Here is a 25,622-nt window from a genome sequence, read left to right as displayed (position 1 = left end):
GGTGAACCATGCCGTCGCCAATTGTCGCGACCGATTGGTCTGACCAAGCGAAGGCTTAACCCATGTCCAAGGGCCTGATCGACCTGATCTCGATCCTCGACCTCGAGCCGATTGAGGTGAACCTGTTTCGCGGCAACAGCCCGAAGACGAGCTGGCAGCGCGTGTTCGGCGGCCAGGTCATCGGCCAGGCGATGATGGCTGCCTGCCGCACGGTCGAAGGACGGCTGCCGCATTCGCTGCATTGCTATTTCATCCTGCCGGGCGATCCGCAGGTGCCGATCATCTACCAGGTCGAGCGGCTGCGCGACGGCAAGAGCTATGCGACCCGGCGCGTCACCGCGATCCAGCACGGCAACGCGATCTTCTCGGTCATGGTGTCGTTCCACACCGACGAGGAGAGCGCGTTCGACCATCAGGACAAGATGCCGGATGTGCCGCCGCCGGAAAAACTGACTGCCGAAGAAGTCTCCAAGCAGCCGATGTTCCGGGAGATGCCGGACTTCATCCGCCGCTACTACGAATCCGATCGTCCGATCGAACTGCGTCCGGTCGAGCTCGGCCGTTATTTCGGCCAGAAGATCGATGACGGCCGCATCCATGTCTGGATCAGGACTGCGGCCAAGCTGCCGGACGACCCGGCGCTGCATATGTGCGCGCTCGCCTATGCCTCGGACTTCTCGCTGCTCGACGCGGTCATGGCGCGCTACGGCCGCACGCTGTTCGACAAGCGGATGATGCCGGCGAGCCTCGATCACGCGATGTGGTTTCACCGGCCGTTCCGCGCCGACGAATGGCTGCTCTATTCGCAGGATTCGCCGAGCGCGCAAGCCGGCCGCGGCCTGACGCGCGGCCTGATCTTCAAGCCCGACGGCACGCTCGTCGCCTCTGTGGCGCAGGAAGGCTCGGTGCGCGAGCGCAGGTCGCCCACTTAGTGCCCTGAGGCGGGTATCGAAGCGCGCGACACCAGGGCGAACTGTGACACATACCATTGGGTGTACCAGCGCAGCACCCATGGGATCGGGATGATCAGCACGCAGCCGATGGCGAACAACACCGTCCGCCACAGCATCTCGAGCCCGCTCGCGGTGAAGATGATCTCGCGCCGGGTGCCCTGGATGTTGCGACAGATCCAGCGCATCCAGGCCGTGATGACCCAGGCCCAGCCGATGATCGTGATTGCGGAGATGATCATCAGCACATGCCAGCCGACATAGGTGAGCACGCTGCCTTCGAAGCGTCCGATAGGTTGGCCATCGACGATGATATTGCTGACCATCCAACGGACCACCAGCCAGGACAGCAAAACCTGGGCGACCATGACGAGCAATTCCACGACGGGCCTGTTGCTCGGGCCGACATAGATCAGCACGCCCATGCCGATGAAGACATACCAGATGTCGAGCGGCTGGCCTGTGAAGCCCAGCGCGGAGCGGCTCGGCGCTCGGATCCGTTCGATCACGTAACGATAGAAGTAGGTTGCGGTCCACGGCGCCGGAATGACGAAAGCCGTGCCGATCACGAACAGCAGCGCGCGGCCGAGAAACGGCCAGAGTTCGAGCTCGGCCGATAGCGGTCCCTCGGCAATCCCGGCCGCGCCGGAGCTCGGGACCGATCCTGCGGGATGGTCGGCGATGTCGGAGACCAATCCTGGGATATGATCGGCCCTCTCCCAGCCTGCCATGCCCTCGGTCCAGACCAGCGTGTCGGCCGTGACGACGCCCTTGGCGACGAGGTCGCGGAGTGCGCTTTCGGACACCGGACCCTGCTGCTGGCCTTGTAACGCATAATACCAGGGACGATTCGACATCTTGCATCCTCAAGGAGGGGGGAGCCGGCGCGGCGGCGCGTCCTCCCCATCTGTCGGCCGTCGGGGCTTTCCGTTCAGTGAACAGCAGCGATGCCGGACGTTTTTTGCTTAACCCTGCGGAATTTTTGTGCCATGTGCCTATCAACCAGCCAGCCGAGGGGACCATGCTCTGCCTCAGAACCAGGCTGCCTGATCTTGAGGGACCCAAGGCACCGCCATGAAGCTCGTTGTCGCGATCATCAAACCTTTCAAGCTTGACGAGGTGCGGCAGGGCCTCACCGCCATCGGGGTCCACGGCATGACCGTCACCGAGGTGAAGGGCTACGGCCGGCAGAAGGGCCACACCGAAATCTACCGCGGCGCCGAATATGTCGTGAACTTCCTGCCCAAGCTGCGGATCGAGATCGCGGTCGCCTCCGACGTCGCGGACAAGGCGGTCGAGGTCATCACGACGAGCGCGCGCACGGGGCAGATCGGTGACGGCAAGATCTTCGTGACGCCGATCGATCATGCCCGCCGCATCCGGACCGGCGAGACCGACGCCGACGCGCTGTAGGCCGCCACCACTTGCTCGCGCGCGGCGGCGCAGCCGCGCCTTTGCGTTCATCTCGATATGCTGAGGACTGTCATGGGGGCATTTTCGTCTCGCGCTATCCGCGTGCTTGCGGCGACCGCGCTCGCTGCCATCGTAAGCGCATCGCCCGCCTTGGCCGCGGCGCCCGGGATCGACGCGGCCGACACCGCCTGGATGATCGTTGCGACCGCGCTGGTGCTGATGATGACGACGCCGGGCCTCGCCTTGTTCTATTCCGGCATGGTCCGGAAGAAGAACGTGCTCGCGACCATGGCGCAGAGCCTCGCGGCGGTGATGGTCATCTCGATCCTCTGGGTCGCGTTCGGCTACTCGCTGGCCTTCGTCGGCGACGGTCCCTGGCTCGGCTCGCTCAACCGCGCCTTCCTGGCGGGGCTGACCCTCGACAGCGTGCATCCCGCGGCCAAGACCATCCCGGAATCGCTGTTCATGCTTTACCAGATGACCTTTGCGATCATCACGGTCGCGCTGGTGGCGGGCTCGGTGGCGGACCGCATGCGCTTCTCGGCCTATCTGGTGTTCTCCATCGGCTGGTTCATCCTGGTCTATGTGCCGCTCGCGCATTGGATCTGGGGCGGCGGTTTTCTCGCCAGCATGGGCGTGATCGATTTCGCCGGCGGGCTCGTCGTCCACCTCTCGGCCGGCACCGGCGGGCTGGTCGCAGCTTTGGTGATGGGCCAGCGACAGGGCTATGGTGCCGAGAATCTGGCGCCGTTCGACCTGTCGCTTGCGGTGATCGGCACCGGCCTGCTGTGGGTCGGCTGGTTCGGCTTCAACGGCGGCTCGGCGCTCGCCGCCAACTCGCATGCCGTGATGGCGATCCTGGCGACGCATCTCGCGGCCTGCGCGGGCGCGATCACCTGGGGCGCGATCGAATGGTCGGCCCGGCGCAAGCCGTCCGTGCTCGGCATGATCTCGGGCGCGGTCGCGGGCCTCGGCACCATCACGCCGGCCTCGGGCTTCGTCGCGCCCTGGCACGGCATCGTCATCGGCGTGATCGCCGGCGCGGTGTGTTACTGGGCCTGCACCTCGCTGAAGCACCGGTTCAAATACGACGATTCGCTCGACGTGTTCGGGGTCCACGGCATCGGGGGGCTGACGGGAACCCTGCTGGCTGGCGTGTTTGCGACAGCCTCGATCGGCGGCACGGCGGGGCTGCTCGAGGGCCATCCCCGGCAGCTCCTGGTCCAGCTCTATGGCGTCGCCGTCACCCTGGTCTGGTCGGCCGGCGTCAGCTACGGCCTGCTGAAGCTCGTCAGCGCCATCGTGCCGCTGCGGGTGTCCCGTTCCCAGGAACTCGAAGGCCTCGATATTTCGCAGCACGGCGAAGCGCTGCAGTAATCGGCGCCATTTGATCTCATAGCAGCCGGCGAATGTTGCCCTTTGCGTGGGCAGTTCGTCCGGAGGTTGCCTGTCTGCGCAAAAATCGCGCATAATTGCCCATTGTTTGGGCGCGACCGAATAGCGCAGGTCAGGGCTATCCGGCCAAAGGCGGAAAAGGTCCGCATTCATAGTTCGTTAGGCGTCGTTGCCCGTCTGGCACGGCATTTGATTCTAGGCCTCCCGGCTGTGCCCGCGTTGTGAAGATTTCTCCGCGCTGGGGACCTCAGTCGCAAAGAAGTGCTCGGTAACGTCCGTGCCGGGCCCAAGCGGGGATAGGACTCATGAAAATTGTTATGGCGATCATTAAGCCATTCAAGCTGGAAGAAGTCCGTGATGCCCTGACCGCCATTGGCGTTCATGGTCTCACTGTGACGGAAGTCAAAGGTTATGGCCGGCAGAAGGGCCATACGGAAATCTACCGCGGCGCTGAGTATGCGGTGAGCTTCCTGCCAAAGATCAAAATCGAAGTCGCGATCCCGGCCGACCAGGTCGACAAGACCATCGACGCCATCAGCTCGGCGGCGAAAACCGGACAGATCGGCGACGGCAAGATCTTCGTCATCAATCTCGACCACGCCGTGCGCATCCGCACCGGCGAGGCTGATGCCGCGGCCCTTTGATTTCCCGCTCAAATTGAAACACTTACGGAGTAGAAGAAAATGACGTTTAAGCGTCCAACCAGCGCGGGATGGATAACGCTCGCCATCGCAGGGCTCTGCGTTGCAGGATTTGCGGATCTGGCGTTCGCCGAAGACGCACCTGCCGCAGCCGCTGCAGCCGCCCCCGTTCCCAACAAGGGCGACGTCGCCTGGATGCTCGTGTCCAGCGCGCTCGTCCTCATGATGTCGGTGCCCGGTCTGGCCCTGTTCTACGGCGGCCTGGTCCGCACCAAGAACATGGCCTCGGTCCTGACCCAGGTGTTCGCGATCGTCGCCATGGTCGGCGTGATCTGGACACTGTACGGCTACTCGATGGCCTTCAGCGACGGCGGCAGCATGACCTCGTGGGTCGGCGGTTTCTCCAAGGCCTTCATGCACGGCATCGACGCCAACTCGACGGCGGCGACCTTCTCGAACGGCGTGGTGATCCCCGAACTCGCTTATTTCGTGTTCCAGATGACCTTCGCCATGATCACCCCGGCCCTGATCGTCGGCGCCTTCGCCGAGCGCATCAAGTTCTCGTCGGTGATGCTGTTCATCCTGCTCTGGGTGACTTTCATCTACTTCCCGATCGCGCACTGGGTCTGGTACGTCCCGGCGCCGGATGACATCGCCGCTGCGGCCAAGGCGCTCGCTGCGGCGACTGACGCGGCCGCCAAGACTGCCGCTCAGGCCAAGCTCGATGAAGTCAACGCCAACGCCGGTTGGCTCTTCCAGGCTGGCGCCCTCGACTTCGCGGGCGGCACCGTGGTGCACATCAATGCCGGCATTGCGGGCCTCGTCGGCGCGCTCGTGATCGGCAAGCGCACCGGCTACGGCAAGGACCTGATGGCTCCGCACTCGCTGACCATGACCATGATCGGCGCCTCGCTGCTGTGGGTCGGCTGGTTCGGCTTCAACGCCGGCTCCAACCTCGAAGCCAACGGCACCACCGCGCTCGCCTTCGTCAACACCATGGTCGCGACCGCCGGTGCGGCGCTGTCCTGGCTGCTGTGCGAATGGGCCGTGAAGGGCAAGCCCTCGCTGCTCGGCATCTGCTCGGGTGCGGTCGCCGGCCTCGTCGCCGTCACCCCGGCGTCCGGCTATGCCGGCCCGGTCGGTGCGCTGGTGCTCGGCCTCATCGTCTCGCCGGTCTGCCTGTTCTTCGTCTCCACCGTGAAGAACGCGCTCGGCTATGACGACGCACTCGACGTGTTCGGCGTGCACTGCGTCGGCGGCATCATCGGCGCGCTCGGCACCGGCATCCTGGTCAACCCCGCGCTGGGTGGCGTCGGCATCACCGACTACACCAACATCACCGGCAACAACGCCGGCACCTACGACTTCGCCACGCAGATGCTGGCGCAGGGCAAGGCGGTGCTGGCGACGCTGGTGTGGTCGGGCGTCGGTTCGGCGATCCTCTACAAGGTCGTCGACGTGATCATCGGCCTGCGTCCCACCGTGGAGCAGGAGCGCGAGGGTCTCGACATCACCGATCACGGCGAGCGGGCCTACAACTACTGAGTTCTCCCGGGGCTCGGTCCCAAGACACCTCCCGAGGGACCGGGCCAAAACTTCGGTTCGGGCAGATACCCGGCAATGCCCTGACCGTTGAGGGGCTCCAGCGCAAGCTGGGGCCCCTTTCTTTTTTGAGTCGAAGGGCTGATGTGATGGCGACGGATCTCCTGTCTCCCCCGCTGTCATCGCCCGGCTTGACCGGGCGATCCAGTACTCACTGTCGGTCGCGATCGACCGAGAAGCCGCGGCGTACTGGATGCCCCGCCTTCGCGGGGCATGACAGCTGGATATGCGGAAACGTCCTCGCGACACGATGCGTCCGAGCTGTGCTGAATTCGTCACCCTCCAATCATGAGGGCGCAGGGAAGGCCGCATAGGCGTTAAGTTTATGCTTGAGTGTTGGAATCCGCCGTGATTCGAACAGGGGATGGCAGACGAATCGCTCCTGAACGAGGACTGGACGAGAGTGGTTGCGCAGCTGGGCGGGGCTGCGCAGCTCGAGAAAACTGCGCGCCAGACGAAGGCCTTCGCGCGTCGGCGGCAGATTCCAGATGCGGTGACGTTACTTCGGCTGATGCTGGCCTATTGTTTGGGTGAAAGAGGGCTGAGATCGACAGCCGCATGGGCGGCTTCTGTTGGCCTTGCCGACCTCACCAGCGTGGCGTTGTTCTATCGGCTGCGTCAATGTGGTGATTGGTTTGCGGTGCTGGTGGAGGGCTTGCTCGCTGCGGCAGCTCCGAAGGCGAGCCAAGGCCGCCTGATCCGCATCATCGATGCGACGACAGTGCCTCAGGCGGGACCGGCTGCGCGCAAGAACAGTGAGCTTTGGCGCGTTCATAGCGCATTTGATCTGCCCTATGAGCGCTTTGGTCACTTCGAGCTGACAGATCAGCAAGAGGGCGAAACGTTTGACCGGATACCAGTGGTCAAGAACGAGATCCGCATTGCTGACCGCGCTTATCTGCAACCTGACCGCATTGCGGCCGTCCGCGAAGCCGGGGCCGACGTTTTGATCCGAGCGGGCTGGAAGAACGCACGTTGGCTTGACGCCAAAGGCCTTCCGTTCGATCTGATGGCCCAATTGCGTGCCGCGAAGGCGCGCGGACTGGTCGATCGGGAGATTTGGATCAAGCGCAAGGGCGGCGCGCCTCTGGCTATGCGTCTGGTCGCAATCAAGAAGCCCACCGGTGCGGCTGCTGCTTCTCGGCGTAAAGCCCGGCAAGACGCAAAAGATGAAAACCGCATCATCTCCAAAGAAACTTTGGAGGCTGCGGATTGGGTCATTCTGATCACGTCGCTCGCGCGGGACGAGTTCTCCACCAAAGATGTGCTTGCGCTCTATCGATTGCGATGGCGGATCGAGCTTGGGTTCAAGCGACTGAAGAGTCTGATTGGCCTCAAGACGCCGCCAGGAACCGATCCGCGCTCTGCCAAGCCCTACCTGCTGGCCCACCTCCTGATCATCCTGTTGCTCGAGCCGCTTGCCAGCGACTTCGAGGACTCTCCCCACTGGACGCAGGCCGCTTAACGACGCCTGGCGCTTGGCGGGTCCTGCAGCAGCTCGTTGCATCCTTGCTGCAAGCAATCATTCCACAACCAACCATCCGTTGCTTGCGCCGCAGAAAACGCGCGTTGGGGCGCCACCTTCGCGAGCCTCCTCGAAAACGCAAGTATCAATCGATGCTCGCGCTACCTTAACGCCTATGGGGAAGGCCGGGCGCTGGCCGCACCCATGGCCCGCCTGCAGAAAGAAATGCAGGCGGCAGTCACCACAGGTACGAGCCGGAACGACCGGCCTTCCCTGCGCGAATGGTTTTAACGGCTGCTTCGCGTTCTCCCCGGTGCGCCGGGCTTTCTGGCCACCGTCGTCCGCGCGAGGCGAAGCCTCGTCGCGAACTTGGCATCAGCGTCGGGATGCCAGGACCGCGCGACTTGACCGTGCGCGCATCGCTGTTCGTCCGCGCGAGAGACTCGCGCTGCAGCAACACACGCCCATCGCATCCCACAGCCAACGGTTCGTGACGGTCGCGAAACGCCCCTCATGCGGCGGCGGGACGTGCGGAATGATGGTGGTGATTTGCCCGACATGGCAAGCGCGCGGCATTGCGGCAGATTGGCACGACGGGCAAACACGCGGTTTACGAGCCGTAGCGAAAAATCCTCAATCGCGAGCTCCGTCGGTGACCGCTAACTAAGCAAGTTGCCGACGCCTATCGCCGAGTGATGCGCGCCACAAACTTTCTGGTAGAATGCAAGTGGATCTTCGGCGGGATCGCGACTGTGGTCCAAGGGGGAATAAATGCGCTGGTGCCGGTATTTGGTCGTCGGGTTGTCCATACTGCTCGCTGCATCAACGTCTCCTGCCGCAAGAGCACAGGACCCGACGCCCGAATCGCTGGCGGCGGCGAAGGAGCTGATCGCAGTGATGCATCTGAAGGATCAGTTCGCGGCCGTGATGCCGATCATCGTGAAGGGTATGAAATCGGCAATCGTCCAGGGACGCCCCGAGGTGGATCGCCAATATGATGCGATGACCCCCAAGCTGCTCGAGGCATTTCAGAGTAAGGCTTCTGAGTTCTCGGATGCGACCGCGATGATCTACGCCAGGAACTTCTCGGCGGAGGATCTCAAGGTCCTGACCGCCTTCTACAAGACCCCTGCCGGCCAGCGGTTCCTGCAGAAGATGCCGCTGCTCGCACAGGAATCGATGGCCGTCGGAAAGCAATTCGGCCAGGCAGTCGGCGAGGAAATGAAGAAGCGAATGATCGAGGACTTGCGCAAGAGCGGCGTGGATCTTTGAGCCAGGGCACGGCACCGGCCGTGCCCTGGCTCTGGCGATGCGTCCCGGTCGAAGACCTTCGCGATATCCGGTTCAATCTCGCAGACGAGCTTTCATCCTCGGCTATCACCAGCTGGACCGACAGGCGCAATCGGTTCGGTCCCAAATCGATAGGCCGGTTCAGCGATCCGCAACCGGGATATGCTCAGCTCATGAGCCTTCGAACTTGAACGACACGTTGAGCTTGGCCCGATAGGACTCGACTTTCCCCTTGGCGTCGAGCTGCATGTCGAGTTGGACGACTTCTGCGACGCGCAGGTCTCGGAGGGTTTTCGCGGCCTGTTCGACTGCGTTCGCGGCCGCCTTTTCCCAGGATTCCCTGCTGGTACCGATCAGCTCGATGACTTTGTAGACACTGTCAGGCATGTCGTTCTCCTGTTCGGTATGAGCAGGAAGCAGGTGCTTCCTGCCACAGGCGAACGTAGCACCACGATGCCGTGCCCGAAAGAACGCTGCCTGGATCGGCCAGCCACAGGCCCTGGTGCTACCATGAATGGCGCTTGCGCACCGCGTGGCTTACCAGACCTTGCGCAGCTACATCCCGCCCATCTTGCAGACGAGCTTCCATTCCTCCGGCGTCACCGGCTGCACCGAGAGCCGCGACTGCTTCACCAGCGCCATCTCGGACAGCTTCTTCTCTGCCTTGATCGCGACCAACGTCACCGGTGTCTGCAACGGCTTGTCGGCCTTGATGTCGACGCAGACGAATTTGCCGGTCTTGTCGGTCGGGTCGGGATAGGCCTCCTTGATCACCTCGGCGATGCCGACGATCTCCTTGCCCTCGTTGGAATGATAGAAGAAGGCGAGGTCGCCCTTCTTCATGGCCACGAGGTTCTGCCGCGCCGTGAAGTTGCGCACGCCGGTCCAGGCCTCGCCTTTGGCGCCTTTGGCCACCTGCTGTTCCCACGACCACACCGAAGGCTCGGATTTCACCAGCCAGTACGCCATTCTCATTCCTCCGCCTTGAACGGGCGCGTCAGCAGCGCCTCGATCGCCGCCTCGATCGTCAAGTCCCCGTTCAGGATGCCTACCACAGCGTTCGACACCGGCATCTCGATGCCGAGCGATGCCGCCAGCTCGACCAGCACCGGCGCCGTGTATTGCCCTTCCGCCAGCTTGCCGGCGGGCAGCGGCTCGCCGCGCCCGAGCGCCAGGCCCGCGGCGAAATTGCGCGATTGGGGACCGGCGCAGGTGAGAATGAGATCGCCGAGGCCGGACAGGCCCGTCAGCGTCTCGCTGCGCGCGCCGCAGGCGCGGCCGAAGCGGGCGAGCTCGGCAAAGCCGCGCGTGGTCAGTGCTGCGAGCGCCGATGCGCCCAGCCTGCGCCCGGCTACGATGCCGGCGGCGATCGCGAGCACATTCTTGGCGGCGCCGCCGATCTCGACGCCGCGCACGTCCGTGCTGTGATAGGGGCGGAACGTGGCGGAGCCCAGCGCGTGGACGAGATCTGCCGCGAGCGCCTCGTCATGCGCGGCCAGCGTGACCGCCGTCGGCAGGCCGCGTGCGACATCGTCGGCAAAGCTCGGGCCGGAGAGGATGGCCGGGTGTGCGTGCGGCGCGGCTGCCGCGATCACTTCGGTCATGAATTTGTGGGTGCCGTGCTCGATGCCCTTGGCGCAGGCGATGAGTGGCGTGGCGGGTTTCAAGTACGGCGCAAGATGCAGGATGGCGCCGCGCAGATGCTGCGCGGGTACGGCGACGAGCGCGATCTCGGCGTCCGCCGCCTGCGCGAGCTCGCTGGTGATCGAAATCTCAGGTGCGAGCGGAATGCCGGCGAGACGCGGGTTCTCGCGCCGCGCGGCGATCTCCGCGGCGTGCGCGGCATCGCGGGCGTAGAGCGTGACATCTCGCCCGGCGCGCGCGGCGACGGCTGCCAGTGCCGTGCCCCAGGCCCCGGCGCCGATGATGCTGATGGATCGGAAGCGCGACATCACGGGCGGTCTCAGTGCTCCCTCCCCCCTTGCGGTGGAGGGTCGGGGAGGGGGGTGCCACGTGCGAGAGTCTTTATGGGGCCGCCCCCACCCGAAGCTTGGCTTCGGCGTTCTCTTAAGGCGGCCGCCAAATGCGGCCTATGCGCTCCCCGCCAGGGGCAGGGCGATCGCATATGGCGCAAACTGGATCGGGCCTCATGGTTCTCCCGGCGATGCGTAGCATCGTCCGGAGGAGCGCCGCATGCGGCGCTCCTCACCATGAAGGTCTGCCATTTTGCCGCAAACGAGCCCTCGTCCTGAGGAGCTCGCCGGAGGCGAGCGTCTCGAAGGACGGCCGCGGGAGAGCTCGTCGGCCGAGTTTTTCTCCATATGCGATCGCCCTGCCGCAAGGGGGAGGGCAGCGCACCGGCTCTGTGGACATAGAGGACCAACGCACCCTCCTCAAAACCCCGCGCGGGTGTTGGAGAATTTCTCGGGCACGCTGACATTGGCATCGAGCAGCCAGCGGGCGCGGGGCGCGCTGTCCATGCCGTCGGTCAGGCCGAGCGCAAGCCGCTCGGCGCCGGCCCAGGCGATCATGGCGCCATTGTCGGTGCACAGCGCGGGCGGCGGCACGATCAGCGTGGTCCCGGCCTCCTGCGCCACGGAGTCGAGCGCGGCGCGGATCGCCTGGTTCGCCGCGACGCCCCCGGCGGCGACCAGCGCGGTCGGCGCGCCGAAGCGCTGCCTGAACAGCTTCAGGCCGACACGCAGCCGGTCGGCGGTCGAGTCCAGCACCGCCGCCTGGAAGCTGGCGCAGAGGTCGCTGACGTCCTGCGGCGTCACCTCTCCGATCCGGCCGATCTCGTTGCGCACCGCCGTCTTCAATCCCGACAGTGAGAAATTGGCATCGCTGCGTCCCAGCATCGGCCGTGGCAAGGCGAACCGCGCGGCGTCGCCGCTGCGCGCCGCTTCTTCGACCTGCGGCCCGCCGGGATAGGGCAGGCCCAGCATTTTCGCGACCTTGTCGAAGGCCTCGCCCATGGCGTCATCGACCGTGGTGCCGAGCCGGACATAGTCGCCGACACCCGCGACCGCGACGATCTGGGTGTGGCCGCCGGAGGCCAGGAACAGGCAATAAGGGAAGTCGATGTTGTCGGTGAGGCGCGGCGTCAGCGCATGCGCTTCGAGATGGTTCACCGCGACGAGCGGCGTGCCATGCACCAGCGCGATCGCTTTTGCCGTGGTAAGGCCGACAATGACGCCGCCGATCAGGCCGGGGCCGGCAGCGGCCGCGACGGCGTTGAGCTCCGCGAACGCGACGCCGGCTTCACGCATCGCCGCCTTGATAATGCCGTCCAGCAGATCGACATGGGCACGAGCGGCAATCTCAGGAACCACCCCGCCATAGCGCGCGTGTTCTTCGGTCTGAGAGCGCACCACATTGGAAAGGATCCGCCCCTTGCCGTCCGAAGCACGCGCGACCACCGCCGCGGCGGTCTCGTCGCAGGTGGTCTCGATGCCCAGCACCAGCGCTTGTGAATCGTTACCCAATCTCAACCCTTCGGTTATTATGTGGCGCGATCTCCCGCCATGGGACCGCCTAACACCACGAGGTCGCAAGGTGCAATCGTCTGTCAATTGCGACTTTGTCAATTGCGACCCGGCGGCGCGCTGCCCAGCGAGAGCATAGCACATGGCTGTGCTGGTGACCCGCCCATCCCCCGATAATCTCCGCACTGCGGACGCCTTGCGCGCGCGCGGCTTCGACGTGCTGTTGGCGCCGATGCTGCGCTTCGAGCCGTTGCCGCTTCCGGCCGATCTGGGCGGCGATGTCGGCGCCGTCATCGCCACCTCGGCCAATGCGCTGCGCGCCGCCGCGCCGCAATTGTCCGGCTCGCCGCTCATCGCGTTGCCGCTGTTCACCGTCGGTGCGCAGACTGCGTCGGCGGCGCGCGAGGCTGGATTTACGGAGGTCATCTCGGCCGATGGCGATGCGGCGCGCCTGCGGGAGCTGGTCGTCGACAGCGCCGCCGCGCGCGTGTTCGAGGCGAGCAGGACCCTGCTTTATCTCGCCGGCAGCGACATCTCGCGCGATCTCGCCTCCGAGCTGATCGAGCGCGGCTTCGATGTGGTGACGGCGACAGTCTATCGGATGGCGCAGGTCAGCGCGCTGCCGCGGGAGGTCTGCGATGCCTTTGCCGCCGACCGCGTCGAGGCCGTGGTGCATTACTCGCGCCGGAGCGCCGAGGCCTTTGTGGCGGCGGCGCGCGCCGAAGGCGTCGAAATCTCGGCGCTCTCGGTGCCGCAATACTGCATCTCCGATTCGGTGGCAGAGGTGCTGCGCGAGGCCGGCGCCGCCCGCGTGACGTTCGCGGCGCATCCCGATGAACAAAATTTGTTGGAGGGCCTGGCCCGTGCGTTGCGGCCGTGAATGGCGTAAGAGGGCCTGCCCAATCTCTAGTCAAGGGAACTGCCGCCATGGTCGATGATCCGTCCGATACCGCTGGTCCGGCTGCCGAGACCGGACGGCCGAAGCGTTCGCCGCCGACCATCGATCTCGAACCGACTTCGAGCGAGACCCACCCGGCCCCGGCCGAGGCGGTCGCGGAGGGCTCGTCCGACGCGGCGAGCGAAGCGCATCCGCATGGCGCACCCGAGCCCGAATTGGAGGCGGCCGAACCGGCCGGCGTGGAGACGCCTGCCGACGAGGCGATTGCCGCAAGCGAGCCGCCGCGGCGCGCGGCGCGGCCGATTTCGCCTTGGATCATCGCGCCGTTTTCCGGTGCCGTGGCGGCGGCGCTGGTCATCGGCGTCGGCTGGATGTTGGGCTGGCCGGAGGTCACGGCGCCCACCGCCGCGCCGCAGCTGTCGTCCGTGGTCGACGATCTCAGCGGCCGCGTCAAAAGCCTCGAGGGGCGGATCGGCAAGCCGGACAGTGCGCTCGCCGGGCGCATCGATGCGCTGGACAAGGCTGTCGCCTCGGTGCGCAACGACGTCACAGCGCTGCGCGCGCAGTCGGACAAGACGGCGGCCGCGATCGGCGACCTCAAGGCGCCGCGCGAGGGCGCAGCCGCGGTCGATCTCTCCGGCCTGACCGCGCGGATCGACCAGCTCGAACGCGCCAGCCGCAGCCAGAGCGCGGCGCTGGCGCAGGCGAGCGGGAAGATCGCGGAGGCCAAGCCGACCGATGACATGCCGCTGCGGCGTGTCGTCGCGGCCGCTCTGCTCGATGTTGCCGTGCGTCACGGCGATCCCTATGCCGCCGCGCTGGCGACGGCAAAATCGTTCGCGCCCAATGCTGATGCGCTGAAGCCGCTGGAGCCGTTCGCCAAGACCGGCGTGCCGAGTCCGCCGGCGCTGGCGCGCGATCTCCTGACCATCGTGCCGACGCTGGCGCCGCAGCAGCCGGAGACCGCGCCCACCGGAACCTCGATCGTCGATCGCCTGCAGGCCGGCGCGGCCAAGCTGGTGCGGATCGAACGCAGCGATGCGACGGGCAATGACCGCGGCGCGGTGGTGGCGCGCATCACCGCGGCCGCCGTGCGCAACGATGTCGCCGACGCGCGGCGGGAGCTCGAGCTGTTGCCGGAGGCCGACCGTACGCCGGCGCAAGCCTGGCTCGACAAGGTCAATGCCCGCGATGCCGCGCTGGCGGCGTCCCGTCATTTCGCCGACGATGCCATGACCGCGCTTGCCACCCCTCCAGCCAAAGCCGGGCAGTGAAGGCCATGATCCGGATCGTCTTCTTCCTCGTCCTGGTTGGACTCGCTGCGGCAGGCGCTGCCTGGGTCGCCGAGCAAACCGGCAACGTCGTGCTGACCTGGGGCCCGTGGAAGGCCGAGATGGGCCTTCCGGTGTTCGTGCTGCTGCTCGGCATCGCCATCGTCGCGATCATGCTGCTGTGGAGCATCCTGAGCGCGCTGTTGCGTGCGCCCGGCCGCATCCGCCGCCACCATCATGCGCGGCGCCATGCCCGTGGCCGCCATGCCATCACCCACGGCCTGCTCGCGATCGGCCATGGCGACCCGACCGCGGCCCGGCGGCACGCCGATGTCGCGCGGCGGCTCGCCGGCGACGATCCCTTGACCCTGCTGCTGCATGCGCAAGCCGCGCAGCTCGAAGGCGACCCCGAGGCGGCGCGGCGCGCCTTCCGCGTCATGGCCGAGCGCCAGGACACGCGGCTGCTCGGTCTGCGCGGCCTGTTCATCGAGGCGCAGCGCTCCGACGATGCGATCGCCGCGGTCATGATCGCGGACGAAGCCTTGAAGGTCGCGCCGCAGGCGACCTGGGCCTCGCAGGCGGTGCTCGGCTTCCGCTGCGCGCAAGGCGACTGGAACGGCGCGCTCGCGATTCTCGACAGCAACTACACCGCCGGGCTGGTCGACAAGCCGACCTACCGCCGCCAGCGCGGCGTGCTGCTCACGGCCCGCGCCATCGAGCTGGAAAGCAAGAACCGCGATCTGTCGCGCACGAGCGTCATGGAGGCGGTGAAGCTGGCGCCGACCCTGGTGCCGGCCGCGGTGCTGGCGGCGAAATTCGAGAGCGAGGCGCACCAGGTGCGCCGTGCCATGAAGATCATCGAGGCGGCCTGGATCGCGCAGCCGCATCCCGAGCTTGCCGAGGCCTATGCCCATGTGCGGCTCGGCGATTCCGCCCGGCAGCGGCTGTCGCGGGTCGAGAACCTCGCAGGCCGGACGCCGGGCCAGATCGAAGGGGCGCTGGCGATCGCGCGCGCCGCGATCGATGCCGCCGAGTTCAAGCGGGCGCGGGACGCGCTGGCGCCGTTCATCGCCGATCCCACGCAGCGGGTGGCAATGCTGATGGCGGAGCTGGAGCGCACCGAGCACGGCGATGCCGGCAAGGCGCGCGAATGGACGCTGCGCGCGGTGCGGGCCCGCCACGATCCGGCCTGGACCGCCGACGGCTATGTCAGCCACCGCTGGCACCCGGTGTCGCCGGTCACTGGCCGGCTCGACGCCTTCCAGTGGCAGACGCCGGTGGCCAGCCTGCCGTCGGAGCGCGGCGCCGCCATCGAACCGCAGCCCTTCGACGAAGCGATGCTGCCCGTTCCGGAACGGCCGACGATTGCCCAGGGCCTTGCCGAGCCGCCGCGCGAGGTCGCATCCGAGCCGGCCGTGATCGAGCCGACACCGCAGGACAATCTCCCGGCGTCGACGCCGGTGGATGAAGCTGTGGACAAGCCTGCGGATAAGCCTGTGGAACGCGTTGAGGATAAGTCCGCGGCCGCACCCGGTCCCGCCGTTCCAGCCGCAGCGCCGGCCGAGGCGCCAGAACCGGCGCCGCCCCTGCAGGCGGCGGCACCGGAGGATGCGTCCGGAGGCCCATCGCCGTCCGCGGCGACGCGCAATTCTGCCCCGGCCGGGCGCGCCGCTCCGGCAGCATCGGCGCCCGCTAGTTCCGCACCGCTCGGGCCGACGCCCCTGTACCGTACGCGCAGCGATCTCGGTAAGCCGGCGGAAGCGCCGATCCCGGCGATCGTCCCGATCATCCGGCCGCCAGACGATCCCGGGATCGAGGAGGACGAAGCGGCGCGGGACGAATTCGCCGAGCAGATCGCGCCGAAGCAGCAGGCCGGTGGCTGGCGCGGCTTCCTGTCCCGGTTCGGGGGCTGAAGCGGGCGTTTCGCCCGCTCACGCGCGGTCCGTCACAAAAATTACCGCGCCGGCGGCTTGCGGCCGGCTTGTCCTTGCCAATCGGCCGCCCGCCCGATATCAGAGGCGCGTCCGCGGCCGGCTGCGCCGTCGCAAGCCGCGGAATGACAAGGTCGCCGCAATAGCTCAGCTGGTAGAGCACGTCATTCGTAATGACGGGGTCGGGGGTTCGAATCCCTCTTGCGGCACCACTCCGTGGTGTTCCCCGGCTAGCAAGCTCCGGAAATCCCGGCTAACCTCCTCACAGCATCGAATCAGCGCGGGCCGAAGCCCGTTCGCTTGCGTACTCCGTGGCCGTACACGGCAGCCGGAGATCGGTATCCAGTAACTGCAGAATGCAGCCCCAACCCGCAACGCCAATCAGGCGTGCGGGCAGCCAACGCATGTTCAGGCGAATTCAAGGGCGCAATCTCGATATGACCACCTCCGCACTCGATAATCACGCAGAGTTCCAGTCGCTGATCGCCCAGATCAAGGCGCTCGGCTACAAATACCTTGAGGACAAGGACTTCGTCAGCGCGCGGCTGGCGTTCCAGAAGCTGCTCGAGCTGGACGGCAAGGATCTCAGCGCCCGCTTCATCTATGCGCAGCTGATCGAGGACGGCACGCACAAGACCCACGCCGAAGCGCGCGACATGATGCTCGCGATCCTCGACGAGCACCCCGAGATCTTCAACACGCCCACGGAAGGCAACCTGCACCTGATCAGGAGCGCGGCCCTGCGCTGCAGCCATGTCGGGCCGTTCGCAAGGGCGATCGAACTCTACCGCAAGCTGGCCCGCGCCTCGAACCTGGCCGACGACTACTTCCGGCTGAGCGAAATCCTGACCCAAGGCAACCTGTTCGAAGAGTCGATCGCTTCGCTCGAAAAGGCCATCGCGCTCGACCCGGCCTATGATACGCCCGCCAATCGCGAGACCCTGGAGGTCGCGCGGACGCGCAAGAACGACCCCGGCGCCAAGACTAATAAGAGCAAGGTCGGGCGCTACCCCGAGACGGCGGATTTTCTCGGCGATTTCCAGAAGCTGATCGGCGATCACATCGCGGTCAATCTGAAAGCCGGACCCAAATTCCTGACCAAGCAGACCCGGTTCTTCACCATGGGCTCCTGCTTCGCCCGCAATCTCGCGAAAAGCCTGCATGAGAACGGCTATGCGGCCCATCACATGGAGATTTCGGAATACATCAACACCACCTTCGCGAACCGCGTCTTCGTCGACTGGCTGCGCGGGGCCGCGATCGACGACAGCGTTCGCGAGCGGATCGTCGAGCTGCTGCCACCCGGCTGGAGCAAGGAAAAGACGCTCGAGGTCATCAAGTCGAGCAACGTCTTCATCCTGACGCTCGGGGTCGCCGCGGCGTTCTTCGACCGGACCACGGGCGCCTTCGTGCTGCCGCGGCCGACCGCGCTGAATTCGCGGGCGCTGGCGGAGAAGTATCAGTTCCGGACCGCGAGCGTTCAGGAGAACGTCGACAACGTGCTCTATCTGATCGAATTCATCCGGAGCGTGGTGCCGGATATCAAGATCATCGTCACCGTCTCGCCGGTGCCGCTGCTGGCCTCGTTCGAATATGAATCCGCGGTTCAGGCCGATTGCCTGTCGAAAAGCACGATGCGGCTGGTCGCCCACGAGGTCGTGAACAATTCGAACCTGTCGAACATTTTCTACTGGCCCTCGTTCGAGGTGTTCCGGTGGGCGGGCTCGAACGCCAGCAACTACTTCGCGGCCGATGACGGCGCCGCCTGGCACGTCTCGGAAGACAAGGTGAACGGCACCATCAGGGCTTTCGTCGAGATGTTCTCGGCGGCTTGAGTCGAAAGAAGCCGCCTCACGGCTGGCGGCGCTTGAACAGGCGGATGATCATGAGGCCGGCCTGCGCATAGCCCTTCGGCGAGCTCTCCTCGCCGAAGGGCGTCCGCGAATACATCGAGCTGGAGACCAGGAATCCGCCGACATAGGGCTCTGGAAGCCCCGACAGCAGCATGAAGCAGCGGTGCGTGAGCAGGCCGTCTTCCGGCAGATTGCCCCGCACCAGCCGGCAATCGCCGACGCCTGTGAAGGCGATGCCATTCAGGTGGCCTTCGGCATAGGTGCCGAGAACGGTCGGGTCCATCGCCTGCCCGACGCAGACCCGCATGTCGCCGATATCCTTGTCACCGGTGCCGGTCATGCGGCCGTCGGACGGCCGCGTGTTGACCGATTTGATGCTCAGCTGATCCTCGAGCGCAGGTGCAAAGCCGGTCTTGGTCGGCGCGCAAAAATCCGAGGGCACGACGCGCGAACGGCGCACAGACCGCGCGACATAGACCTCCTCGACCTCGTTCTCGCCGCTCTGCGCCCAGGTCTGTTCGAATGCCTGTCCGAACCACAAGGCGCTGGCGATCAAGGACATCGCTGCTACGGCGCGGCGCATGCTTCCCTCCTGTTTACTGGCGGCTTCCTGGCCCATTGGTGCCAACAGCTGAACTCGCCGGCACCTTGTATTCTTTCACACCACCATACTTCTGCAGGAGCGATTGTCTAATCGGAAGACGCCGAGCATCGAGGCCAAAGCAGTAGGCCGGGCAAAGCCCGGCCTTTCGCCACAGCTCAGGACGGACCGGCGTGCTCGCTACTGGGAAATGGTCTGAATCACGCTCGAGATGGGCCGCGCACTGGTCATGGTGGTCGGCAGTTTCGGATCCTGGCCGATCATCGCGTCATATTCCGGCAGGGTCTCCAGCGACGCCTTTGCCTTCATCGCGACGACCTTGAAGCCGCCGGCCTTCAGTCGCCGCAGTAGCGTCGGCAACGCTTCGGCGGTGTGCTTCTGGAAGTCGTGCATCAGGATGATGCCTTTGCCCTTCTTCTCGAGCCCGGCCATCACGGTGTTGACGACCTGATCGGCGTCCTTGGAACGGAAGTCGAAGGAATCGACGTCGCAGGAGAACATCGCGACGTTGCGCGTGCCGAGATAGGCCACCGCCGACGGCCGGTGCTGCAGCTGCGGGAAGCGGAAGAACGGCGACGGGTTGGTGCCGAGCGCGAACTTCACCGCGCTGAAGCCCTTCTCCAGCTCGTCCTTCGCGGTCTGATCGGTCATCTTCTTGCCGTTCAGATTGGCATGCCCCCAGGTGTGCGCGCCGACGGTGTGGCCGGCCGCCAGGACCTGGCGCAGGATCTCCGGATGATAGGTCGCGTGCTTGCCGATCGGGAAGAACACGCCGGTGGTGCATTCGTCGGCCAGCGTCTTCAGCACCGCAGGCGTATTGTTCGGCCACGGGCCGTCGTCGAAGGTCAGGACGACCTCGTGATCGGTGAGGAAGTCGAACTGCTTGAAGTGATCGAGGCCGAAGCCGGGGCCGCCGGTGGTGTCGACCACGACGGTGCGGGAAATGCCGAGCGCATCCGGATTGGCGCAAGTCGAGGTCGGCAGCGACTGTGCAGGCGGCATCGCGGCAGGTTTGGCCGGCACGGCGGCCGTGAACTCGACGTCGTCCTTCGCGGCCAGTTTCGGTGACGTGCTTGCCGGTTCCGCAATGCGGGCGGCCGTGGTTTGCGGCGCGGCCAGCACCGCATGCGGGGCGGACACGTAACGCCACACCCCAGTGATTGCGACTGCCGCGACAATGGCGGCCAACATCAAGCCCAACGCATTACGCATGTTACTCTTCCCGAAAACACCACACTCGATCTACGGGGACGCGCGGCCGTCCTGCGCAATTGATCAGATTCGATTAATGCCAATGAAACCTTAACGCGGTCCCAACGCGCGCCGGCCGAGCTGCCATTTCCAGCGCTCCGGAATGGGATGGTCTGCACAAGCTCGTGATGTGACCGCAATCACGGTGGTTCCAGGCGTTCGCGGCCATGATGGCGGCATCGACAACGAGCGCCGCAACCGGGTGGCGATGGGAGCCGATCATGACCTTGTCCGCCTCGAGCCTGTGCACTTCAGTCGCTGTCGCCTTCGTCATCTGTGCCCTGACGATCATGACCTCTCGCGAGAGCTTCGCCTTCAGCGCCGAGGCGCAGCAGACGTGCAGCGGCGATGCCTTTCGTCTCTGCAGCAGCGAGATCCCCAACATTCCCACGATCACCGCCTGCATGGTCATGCACCGCTCCGACCTGACCGCGGGCTGCCGCGCCGTGCTCGACCGGGAGATCGGGAGGAAGGGCGGCAAGGTCGCCGATGCTGATCGAGCGATGTAGAAAGCGGTATCGGAGTGCACGGCATGCCGGCCGATTCCATCGGCTTGCGGCCGGCCGTGGTGCGCTTTAGAACGCCTCCAACGCATGAAGGTCCGGGAGCGAGGCGTCAGCCATGAGCAGAATTCTCTTCGTCATACCTCTCGTCTTCTTGGCATCCGCTGCCTCCGCGCAGCAGGTCGGTCACGACGCCTGCGCGCGCGACGTATCGCGATTGTGCCGCTCGGTCATGAATGATGGCGATCAGGCCGTGCTCGCCTGCCTGAAGCAGCATCGAGCCCGGCTGTCCAAGCCCTGTGAAAAGACCCTGACCGAGCACGGTCAGTGAGTTCGCCGGTCGCGTCGACAAGGTTGGATTCGCTAAGGCGTGATTTCCGTGCTCGCCGTTCGGCAGCTTCGAGCTTCGCGTGATTGCCACACGCCACTTTGCGCGATCGCGGCGCTCCCGGTGCTTGGCTGATTCCTGCCGCCCGTGAGGTGAATGCCCGCCGCGATCCGCCGCTGTTCGGACCCATTCGTGACGGAAGTCTTACGCGTGGAAACGATGCGTACAATCAATCCATGACCGGGAGACGCCAATGAGCTTGAGCCGACGCACCATCCTGCAGGGCATGGGCTCGCTGCCATTGCTCTCCGCCGCTTTTTCGGTCCGTGCATCTGCGCAATCCGCGGCTGCGCCCGGCGGCGAGATTCCGCCGGTCCTGTTTGTCCACGGCAATGGTGATCACGCCGCACTATGGATGACGACGTTGTGGCGGATGGAGTCGAACGGCGTGCCCCGCGGCCGAATGGCTGCGCTCAACTTCACGGATCCCTTGGCGCGCAACGATGACGGCGTGGCCCAGCCGAACCGATCCTCGACCGAGGATCAGCGCCGCGAGCTCGCTGCTGCGATCAAGGCGCTGAAGGGCGAGACCGGCGCAGCACGCATCGCATTGGTCGGCAGCTCGCGCGGCGGCTATGCGATCCGCAACGTCATCAAGAACGGCGGCGCAGCGGATATCAGCCACGCCGTCTTGTGCGGAACGCCCAATCACGGCGTGTTCGACTCCGATGAAAATCCCGGCAGCGAGTTCAACGGTCGCGGAGCATTCCTGCGCGGGTTGAATGCCGGCGAGAGCGAGGTGACGGACGGCGTCGCATTCCTCACCTTGCGCAGCGATGGTCTGGACAAATATGCGCAAGCAGACGGCCGCCTGATCGGCAAGCCCGGCGTGCCGACCGGGATCACTGCGGAAGGACCAGCGTTGAAGGGCGCGACCAACCTCGTGCTCGGCGCACTCGATCACCGCGAGGTCGCCTTTCATCCGCGCGCCTTCCGCGAGATCTACAAGTCGATTGCAGGCCGCGAGCCCGACCGGATCGCGATCGTGCCGGAGAAGCGGGTTCGTCTCAGTGGGCTGGTGAGCGGCACGCCCGGCGGGGTGCCGACCAATCGTCCGGTGTCCGGAGCGACGGTCGAAGTCTACCGCATCTCGCCGGAGACCGGGGAACGGATCGGCGACATCGTCTATCGCGGGCAGACCGAGGCCGACGGACGCTGGGGGCCTGCGGAGGTGGATCCGGCATCCTGTCTCGAGATCGTGCTCACCTCGGCCGGCGCACCGACGACGCATTTCTACCGCGCGCCTTTTCCGCGTTCGTCAGACGTCGTGCATTTGCGTGCAGCGCGTCCGATCGGACCGGCGGACGCGGGAGCTGGCGCCATCATCATCATGTCACGGCCGCGCGGCTATTTCGGTCTGCCGCGCGATATCGTTTTGCTAGACGGCAAGGAGCCGACCGACGTGCAGAAGGGGGTGCCGACCGACGCGGCGACCACGTTGCGATTGCCCGCGGGCGAGGCCGGACGCACCATCATCGGTGAGTTCAATGAGCAACGCATCGCTGCCCGGCTTTGGCCCGTATCCGAGGGCAGGATTGCGGTGATCGAGCTGACGACATAGCTGTTCGGACGGGGCAGCCTGCAGATCTCCTGTCGCCAGCGCTGTTCAAGCTCTGAAGGGGGCCCCGTGGACGTGAGCCGCTGGGATCGCGGGGGCGATGATTGTGAGTTCACCAATGAGCGTCGCCGAAGTCCACTATCTGCCGCAGTCCCGCTCGCCGCTGGTGCCGCCGATGCCGCCGCGGGCACCGGACAGCATGGGTACGTTCCGGCGCGTGTTGAAGATGGGCGAGAACGCGATCGCGACCTGGGGGCAGCGCGCCTATGAGGACGAGGTCGTCGCCGGCCGCTTCTTCGGCCGCTCCAGCTTCATCCTCAATACGCCCGATCCGATCAAGCATGTGCTGGTCGACAATTACGAGAACTACGCCCGCACGCCCGGCGGCATCCGCGTCTTGCGGCCGATACTCGGCGATGGTCTGCTGACTGCGGAAGGCAAGGCCTGGAAGCATCAAAGGCGCACGCTGGCTCCGGCCTTCACGCCGCGCGCGGTCTCCGGCCTGATCCCGCACATGGTGGCGGTCGTCGACGAGGCCGTGGCTCGGCTCACGCAACAGGGCAACGCGCCGGTCGATCTGCGTGAGATCATGCAGCTGATGACGCTCGACATCGCTGGGCGCACGATGTTCTCGTTCGAGATGGGCCGCCATGGCAGCACCTTGCGCGACTTCGTGTTCGAATATGGCACGCGGCTGGCGAGCCCGCATCTGCTCGACATCGTGCTGCCGCTGTCCTGGCCGACGCCGCGCGATTTCGCGCGCGCCCGGTTTCGCAAGCGCTGGACCGCCTTCGTCGCGATGCTGATGGCGGAGCGGCGGGCGCGGGGAAAAAGCGAGGATGCACCGCCGCGCGACCTGTTCGATCTGATGGGCGCCGCGCGCGATCCCGAGACCGGCGCGGCCTTCACCGATGCGCAACTCGCCGACGAGGTCGCGACCATGATCCTCGCGGGACATGAGACCACTGCGACCGCTCTGTTCTGGGCGCTGTATCTGCTCGCGCTCGATCCGCTCACGCAGGACAGGCTGGCCCGGGAAGCGAAGGACAATCCGGCGACGGATGATCCGGAGCGCTTGCCGTTTACCCGTGCAGTCGTCGACGAAACGCTCAGGCTTTATCCGCCGGCCTTCCTGATCGCACGCGCGGCATTGGGACCGGATGCGGTTGCGGGCTTTCCGGTCAAGCGCGGCGACGTCATCCTGATTGCACCGTGGCTGTTGCATCGGCATGAGAAACTGTGGCGGGCGCCGAACGCGTTCATGCCCGAGCGCTTCCTGTCGAATGCGCCGCCGCCCGAGCGGTTCTCCTATCTGCCGTTCGGCGCCGGCGCGCGCGTCTGCATCGGCGCACACTTTGCGCTGGTCGAGGCCGTGCTCGCGCTGGCCCGGCTGGTCGCCGCGTTCCGGATCGAGCTGATCGACACCGTGCCGGTGACCCCGGTCGGCGTGGTGACCACGCAGCCGGATCGCTCGCCGATGTTCCGGATCACGCCGCGGTAAGCGGGTGGCTTGACCGCCTGCGTCAGGTGATTGAGACAGTGGTGCGGTTCCAGGATGAGGCAACGAGAACGTTCCCCCTCGCATTTCAGCTGGTACATGCCCACATCTTCGCGCGCACCCAGGGACATCGGTCAATCCATGAACGCCACGGCAGTCCAGTTTTCGGCCCTGCAGGAATCCGCCGATCCCGCGGTCGCGGATGCGATCGCGCAGCTGATCGCCGATGGTGCCGATCACGAGCTCAACCGCGTCAATGCGCTGGATTTCTCCAAACGTACCGGGCTCGACGAGGAGCGCGTGATCTCCGGTTTCATTCACGCCGCGCGGATCGGGCTGTTCGATCTGACCTGGAATGTGCTGTGTCCCGGTTGTGGCGGGGTGCTCGATGCGCACGGCACGCTGAAATCGCTGCGCTCGGACGAATATCACTGCGGCCTGTGCGCCTGCGGCTATGAGGCGACCGTCGATCAGCAGGTCGAGGCGGCCTTCACCGTCAGCCCGCGGATCAGGTCGATCGCGGCGCATAATCCGCATTCGCTGCCGATCTGGGACTATTTCAAGCAGGTGTTTTGGAGTTCGGGCGTCGACTTCGACGAGGCGTCGATGGCTTCGCTCTCCAACGACGTCGTGCTCGATGCGCGGGAGCTGGCGGCCGGCGATCACGACACCGTGTCGCTGAGCCTGCCGCACCAATTCATCATCGTGTTCGAGCCGGTGACCCATGCTGCCCGCTTCATCGACGTGCAGGGCGAGCCGACCGGCGAGCTGCAGCAGCTCGCGCTGAAATATGACGGCGTGCGCGCGCCGGTCGAGACCACGGTGCTGCGTCCTGGTCCGCTGCAACTCGCGCTGGACAACAAGTCGGGATTGCGCGTGCTGCCGACCGTGATGGTCGCGGCCGAGGCGTTGCATCATCTGACCGGCAGGCGCAAGCCGTTCCTGACCGCCAAGCGGATGCTGTCGAACCAGACCTTTCGCGACGTGTTCAAGGCCGACCAGCTCAACATCGATCAGCGGCTGAAGATCACCTCGCTGACCTTTCTGTTCACCGACCTCAAGAGTTCCACTGCGCTGTACGAGCGGGTCGGCGATCTCGCGGCGTTCGATCTGGTGCGGGCGCATTTCCGCGCGCTGCTGGAGATCATCAATGCCGAAAAGGGTGCGGTAGTGAAGACGATCGGCGATGCGGTGATGGCGACCTTCATCAGGCCCGAGAATGCGCTTGCCGCCGGCTTGCGGATGCGCGCGGCGATGAAGGAGCTGAACCAAGAGCGCGGCACCGAGGATCTCGTCGTCAAGATCGGTATCCATGAGGGGCCGTGCCTGGCGGTGATGCTGAACGATCGTCAGGATTATTTCGGCCAGACCGTCAACATCGCCGCGCGCGTGCAGAGCCTGTCGACCGCGCAGGAGATCCACCTCACCGCGCCTGTCATCGAGGCGCCCGGCGTCGTCGACATCCTGCAGAAGGCGCACATCACGCCGATCCAGAAGCACGCCGCCCTGCGCGGCGTCGCCGACAAGATGATGGTGTACGAGATTCCTTGAGCGGGCGAGTGCCCCGGAAACGAAGTCGGGGCGCAAACACTTACCGAAATGTCATGCGGGCGAAATGCCGCGGCGGAT

General features: G+C 65.6%; 23 protein-coding genes and 1 tRNA gene. 17 read left to right on the top strand and 7 right to left on the bottom strand.

Features of this window, described 5'->3' with window-relative positions; genetic code table 11:
* The first annotated feature begins 62 nt into the window (after window positions 1–62).
* Window positions 63–932, top strand: coding sequence for an acyl-CoA thioesterase II (gene tesB, locus QX034_RS12310; RefSeq protein ID WP_315702320.1), 870 nt, complete (start codon window positions 63–65; stop codon window positions 930–932).
* Here tesB and QX034_RS12305 read toward each other — a convergent pair.
* Complete coding sequence (locus QX034_RS12305; RefSeq protein ID WP_315702321.1) at window positions 929–1,807, bottom strand: DUF4339 domain-containing protein; 879 nt, start codon at window positions 1,805–1,807, stop codon at window positions 929–931. The genes tesB and QX034_RS12305 overlap by 4 nt on opposite strands.
* 217 nt (window positions 1,808–2,024) lie before the next feature.
* Here QX034_RS12305 and QX034_RS12300 point away from each other — a divergent pair, with 217 nt between their 5' ends.
* The 6 genes from QX034_RS12300 to QX034_RS12275 all read left to right on the top strand — a co-directional run bounded on the left by QX034_RS12300 (window position 2,025) and on the right by QX034_RS12275 (window position 8,738).
* Window positions 2,025–2,363 (top strand): P-II family nitrogen regulator, encoded by a 339-nt coding sequence (locus QX034_RS12300; protein ID WP_315702322.1) that lies wholly within the window; start codon window positions 2,025–2,027, stop codon window positions 2,361–2,363.
* Between the two features lie 72 nt (window positions 2,364–2,435).
* Window positions 2,436–3,740, top strand: a complete 1,305-nt coding sequence (locus tag QX034_RS12295) for an ammonium transporter (RefSeq protein ID WP_315702323.1) — start codon at window positions 2,436–2,438, stop codon at window positions 3,738–3,740.
* A gap of 323 nt (window positions 3,741–4,063) precedes the next feature.
* Window positions 4,064–4,402, top strand: a complete 339-nt coding sequence (locus QX034_RS12290) for a P-II family nitrogen regulator (RefSeq protein WP_315702324.1) — start codon at window positions 4,064–4,066, stop codon at window positions 4,400–4,402.
* A gap of 39 nt (window positions 4,403–4,441) precedes the next feature.
* The gene (locus QX034_RS12285) at window positions 4,442–5,944 is read left to right on the top strand and encodes an ammonium transporter (protein WP_315702325.1); all 1,503 of its coding nucleotides are present in this window, start codon (window positions 4,442–4,444) and stop codon (window positions 5,942–5,944) included.
* A 421-nt stretch (window positions 5,945–6,365) separates the two neighbouring features.
* Window positions 6,366–7,466 carry an IS4 family transposase gene (locus QX034_RS12280; RefSeq protein ID WP_315701243.1) on the top strand — a complete coding sequence of 367 codons (1,101 nt, stop codon included), beginning with the start codon at window positions 6,366–6,368 and terminating at the stop codon, window positions 7,464–7,466.
* Window positions 7,467–8,363: 897 nt separating this feature from the next.
* Entirely contained in the window at window positions 8,364–8,738 is a 375-nt protein-coding gene (locus QX034_RS12275) for a DUF2059 domain-containing protein (protein WP_315703145.1), read from the top strand.
* Between the two features lie 189 nt (window positions 8,739–8,927).
* On the opposite strand, the gene QX034_RS12270 is transcribed toward QX034_RS12275, so the two are convergent.
* The 4 genes from QX034_RS12270 to tsaD form a co-directional block, all read right to left on the bottom strand.
* Window positions 8,928–9,143, bottom strand: coding sequence for a dodecin family protein (locus QX034_RS12270; RefSeq protein ID WP_315702326.1), 216 nt, complete (start codon window positions 9,141–9,143; stop codon window positions 8,928–8,930).
* A 168-nt stretch (window positions 9,144–9,311) separates the two neighbouring features.
* Entirely contained in the window at window positions 9,312–9,725 is a 414-nt protein-coding gene (locus tag QX034_RS12265; RefSeq protein WP_315743564.1) for an EVE domain-containing protein, read from the bottom strand.
* Window positions 9,726–9,727: 2 nt separating this feature from the next.
* Window positions 9,728–10,708, bottom strand: a complete 981-nt coding sequence (locus QX034_RS12260) for an NAD(P)H-dependent glycerol-3-phosphate dehydrogenase (protein WP_315702328.1) — start codon at window positions 10,706–10,708, stop codon at window positions 9,728–9,730.
* A gap of 441 nt (window positions 10,709–11,149) precedes the next feature.
* Entirely contained in the window at window positions 11,150–12,217 is a 1,068-nt protein-coding gene (gene tsaD, locus QX034_RS12255) for a tRNA (adenosine(37)-N6)-threonylcarbamoyltransferase complex transferase subunit TsaD (RefSeq protein ID WP_315761774.1), read from the bottom strand.
* Window positions 12,218–12,383: 166 nt separating this feature from the next.
* On the opposite strand from tsaD, the gene QX034_RS12250 reads away from it, so the two are divergent.
* The 5 genes from QX034_RS12250 to QX034_RS12230 all read left to right on the top strand — a co-directional run bounded on the left by QX034_RS12250 (window position 12,384) and on the right by QX034_RS12230 (window position 18,176).
* Window positions 12,384–13,121 (top strand): uroporphyrinogen-III synthase, encoded by a 738-nt coding sequence (locus tag QX034_RS12250; RefSeq protein WP_316195420.1) that lies wholly within the window; start codon window positions 12,384–12,386, stop codon window positions 13,119–13,121.
* A 47-nt stretch (window positions 13,122–13,168) separates the two neighbouring features.
* Entirely contained in the window at window positions 13,169–14,413 is a 1,245-nt protein-coding gene (locus tag QX034_RS12245; protein WP_316195418.1) for a hypothetical protein, read from the top strand.
* 5 nt (window positions 14,414–14,418) lie between these two features.
* Window positions 14,419–16,323: a heme biosynthesis protein HemY gene (locus QX034_RS12240; RefSeq protein ID WP_316195417.1), complete on the top strand. Its 1,905-nt coding sequence runs from the start codon at window positions 14,419–14,421 to the stop codon at window positions 16,321–16,323.
* A 154-nt stretch (window positions 16,324–16,477) separates the two neighbouring features.
* Window positions 16,478–16,553 (top strand) — tRNA-Thr (locus QX034_RS12235).
* Between the two features lie 225 nt (window positions 16,554–16,778).
* Complete coding sequence (locus QX034_RS12230; RefSeq protein WP_315702332.1) at window positions 16,779–18,176, top strand: GSCFA domain-containing protein; 1,398 nt, start codon at window positions 16,779–16,781, stop codon at window positions 18,174–18,176.
* Window positions 18,177–18,192: 16 nt separating this feature from the next.
* On the opposite strand, the gene QX034_RS12225 is transcribed toward QX034_RS12230, so the two are convergent.
* Window positions 18,193–18,777 carry a hypothetical protein gene (locus QX034_RS12225; RefSeq protein ID WP_315761598.1) on the bottom strand — a complete coding sequence of 195 codons (585 nt, stop codon included), beginning with the start codon at window positions 18,775–18,777 and terminating at the stop codon, window positions 18,193–18,195.
* A gap of 198 nt (window positions 18,778–18,975) precedes the next feature.
* Entirely contained in the window at window positions 18,976–20,007 is a 1,032-nt protein-coding gene (locus QX034_RS12220) for a polysaccharide deacetylase family protein (RefSeq protein WP_316195416.1), read from the bottom strand.
* A gap of 260 nt (window positions 20,008–20,267) precedes the next feature.
* On the opposite strand from QX034_RS12220, the gene QX034_RS12215 reads away from it, so the two are divergent.
* From QX034_RS12215 to QX034_RS12195, 5 genes are all read left to right on the top strand, one after another.
* Window positions 20,268–20,555 (top strand): hypothetical protein, encoded by a 288-nt coding sequence (locus tag QX034_RS12215; RefSeq protein ID WP_316195415.1) that lies wholly within the window; start codon window positions 20,268–20,270, stop codon window positions 20,553–20,555.
* 112 nt (window positions 20,556–20,667) lie between these two features.
* Window positions 20,668–20,880 (top strand): hypothetical protein, encoded by a 213-nt coding sequence (locus tag QX034_RS12210; RefSeq protein WP_315702336.1) that lies wholly within the window; start codon window positions 20,668–20,670, stop codon window positions 20,878–20,880.
* 250 nt (window positions 20,881–21,130) lie between these two features.
* The gene (locus QX034_RS12205; protein ID WP_315761604.1) at window positions 21,131–22,498 is read left to right on the top strand and encodes a hydrolase; all 1,368 of its coding nucleotides are present in this window, start codon (window positions 21,131–21,133) and stop codon (window positions 22,496–22,498) included.
* Between the two features lie 115 nt (window positions 22,499–22,613).
* Window positions 22,614–23,996 carry a cytochrome P450 gene (locus QX034_RS12200; protein WP_315767728.1) on the top strand — a complete coding sequence of 461 codons (1,383 nt, stop codon included), beginning with the start codon at window positions 22,614–22,616 and terminating at the stop codon, window positions 23,994–23,996.
* 138 nt (window positions 23,997–24,134) lie between these two features.
* Window positions 24,135–25,544: an adenylate/guanylate cyclase domain-containing protein gene (locus QX034_RS12195; RefSeq protein ID WP_315702339.1), complete on the top strand. Its 1,410-nt coding sequence runs from the start codon at window positions 24,135–24,137 to the stop codon at window positions 25,542–25,544.
* The last annotated feature ends 78 nt before the right edge of the window (window positions 25,545–25,622 follow it).

Origin of the sequence: Bradyrhizobium sp. SZCCHNR3119 (assembly GCF_032487775.1) — a bacterium.
Lineage (GTDB): Bacteria > Pseudomonadota > Alphaproteobacteria > Rhizobiales > Xanthobacteraceae > Bradyrhizobium.
Note: the sequence above shows the minus strand (reverse complement) of the source record. Positions and strands in the feature narration are given on the sequence as shown.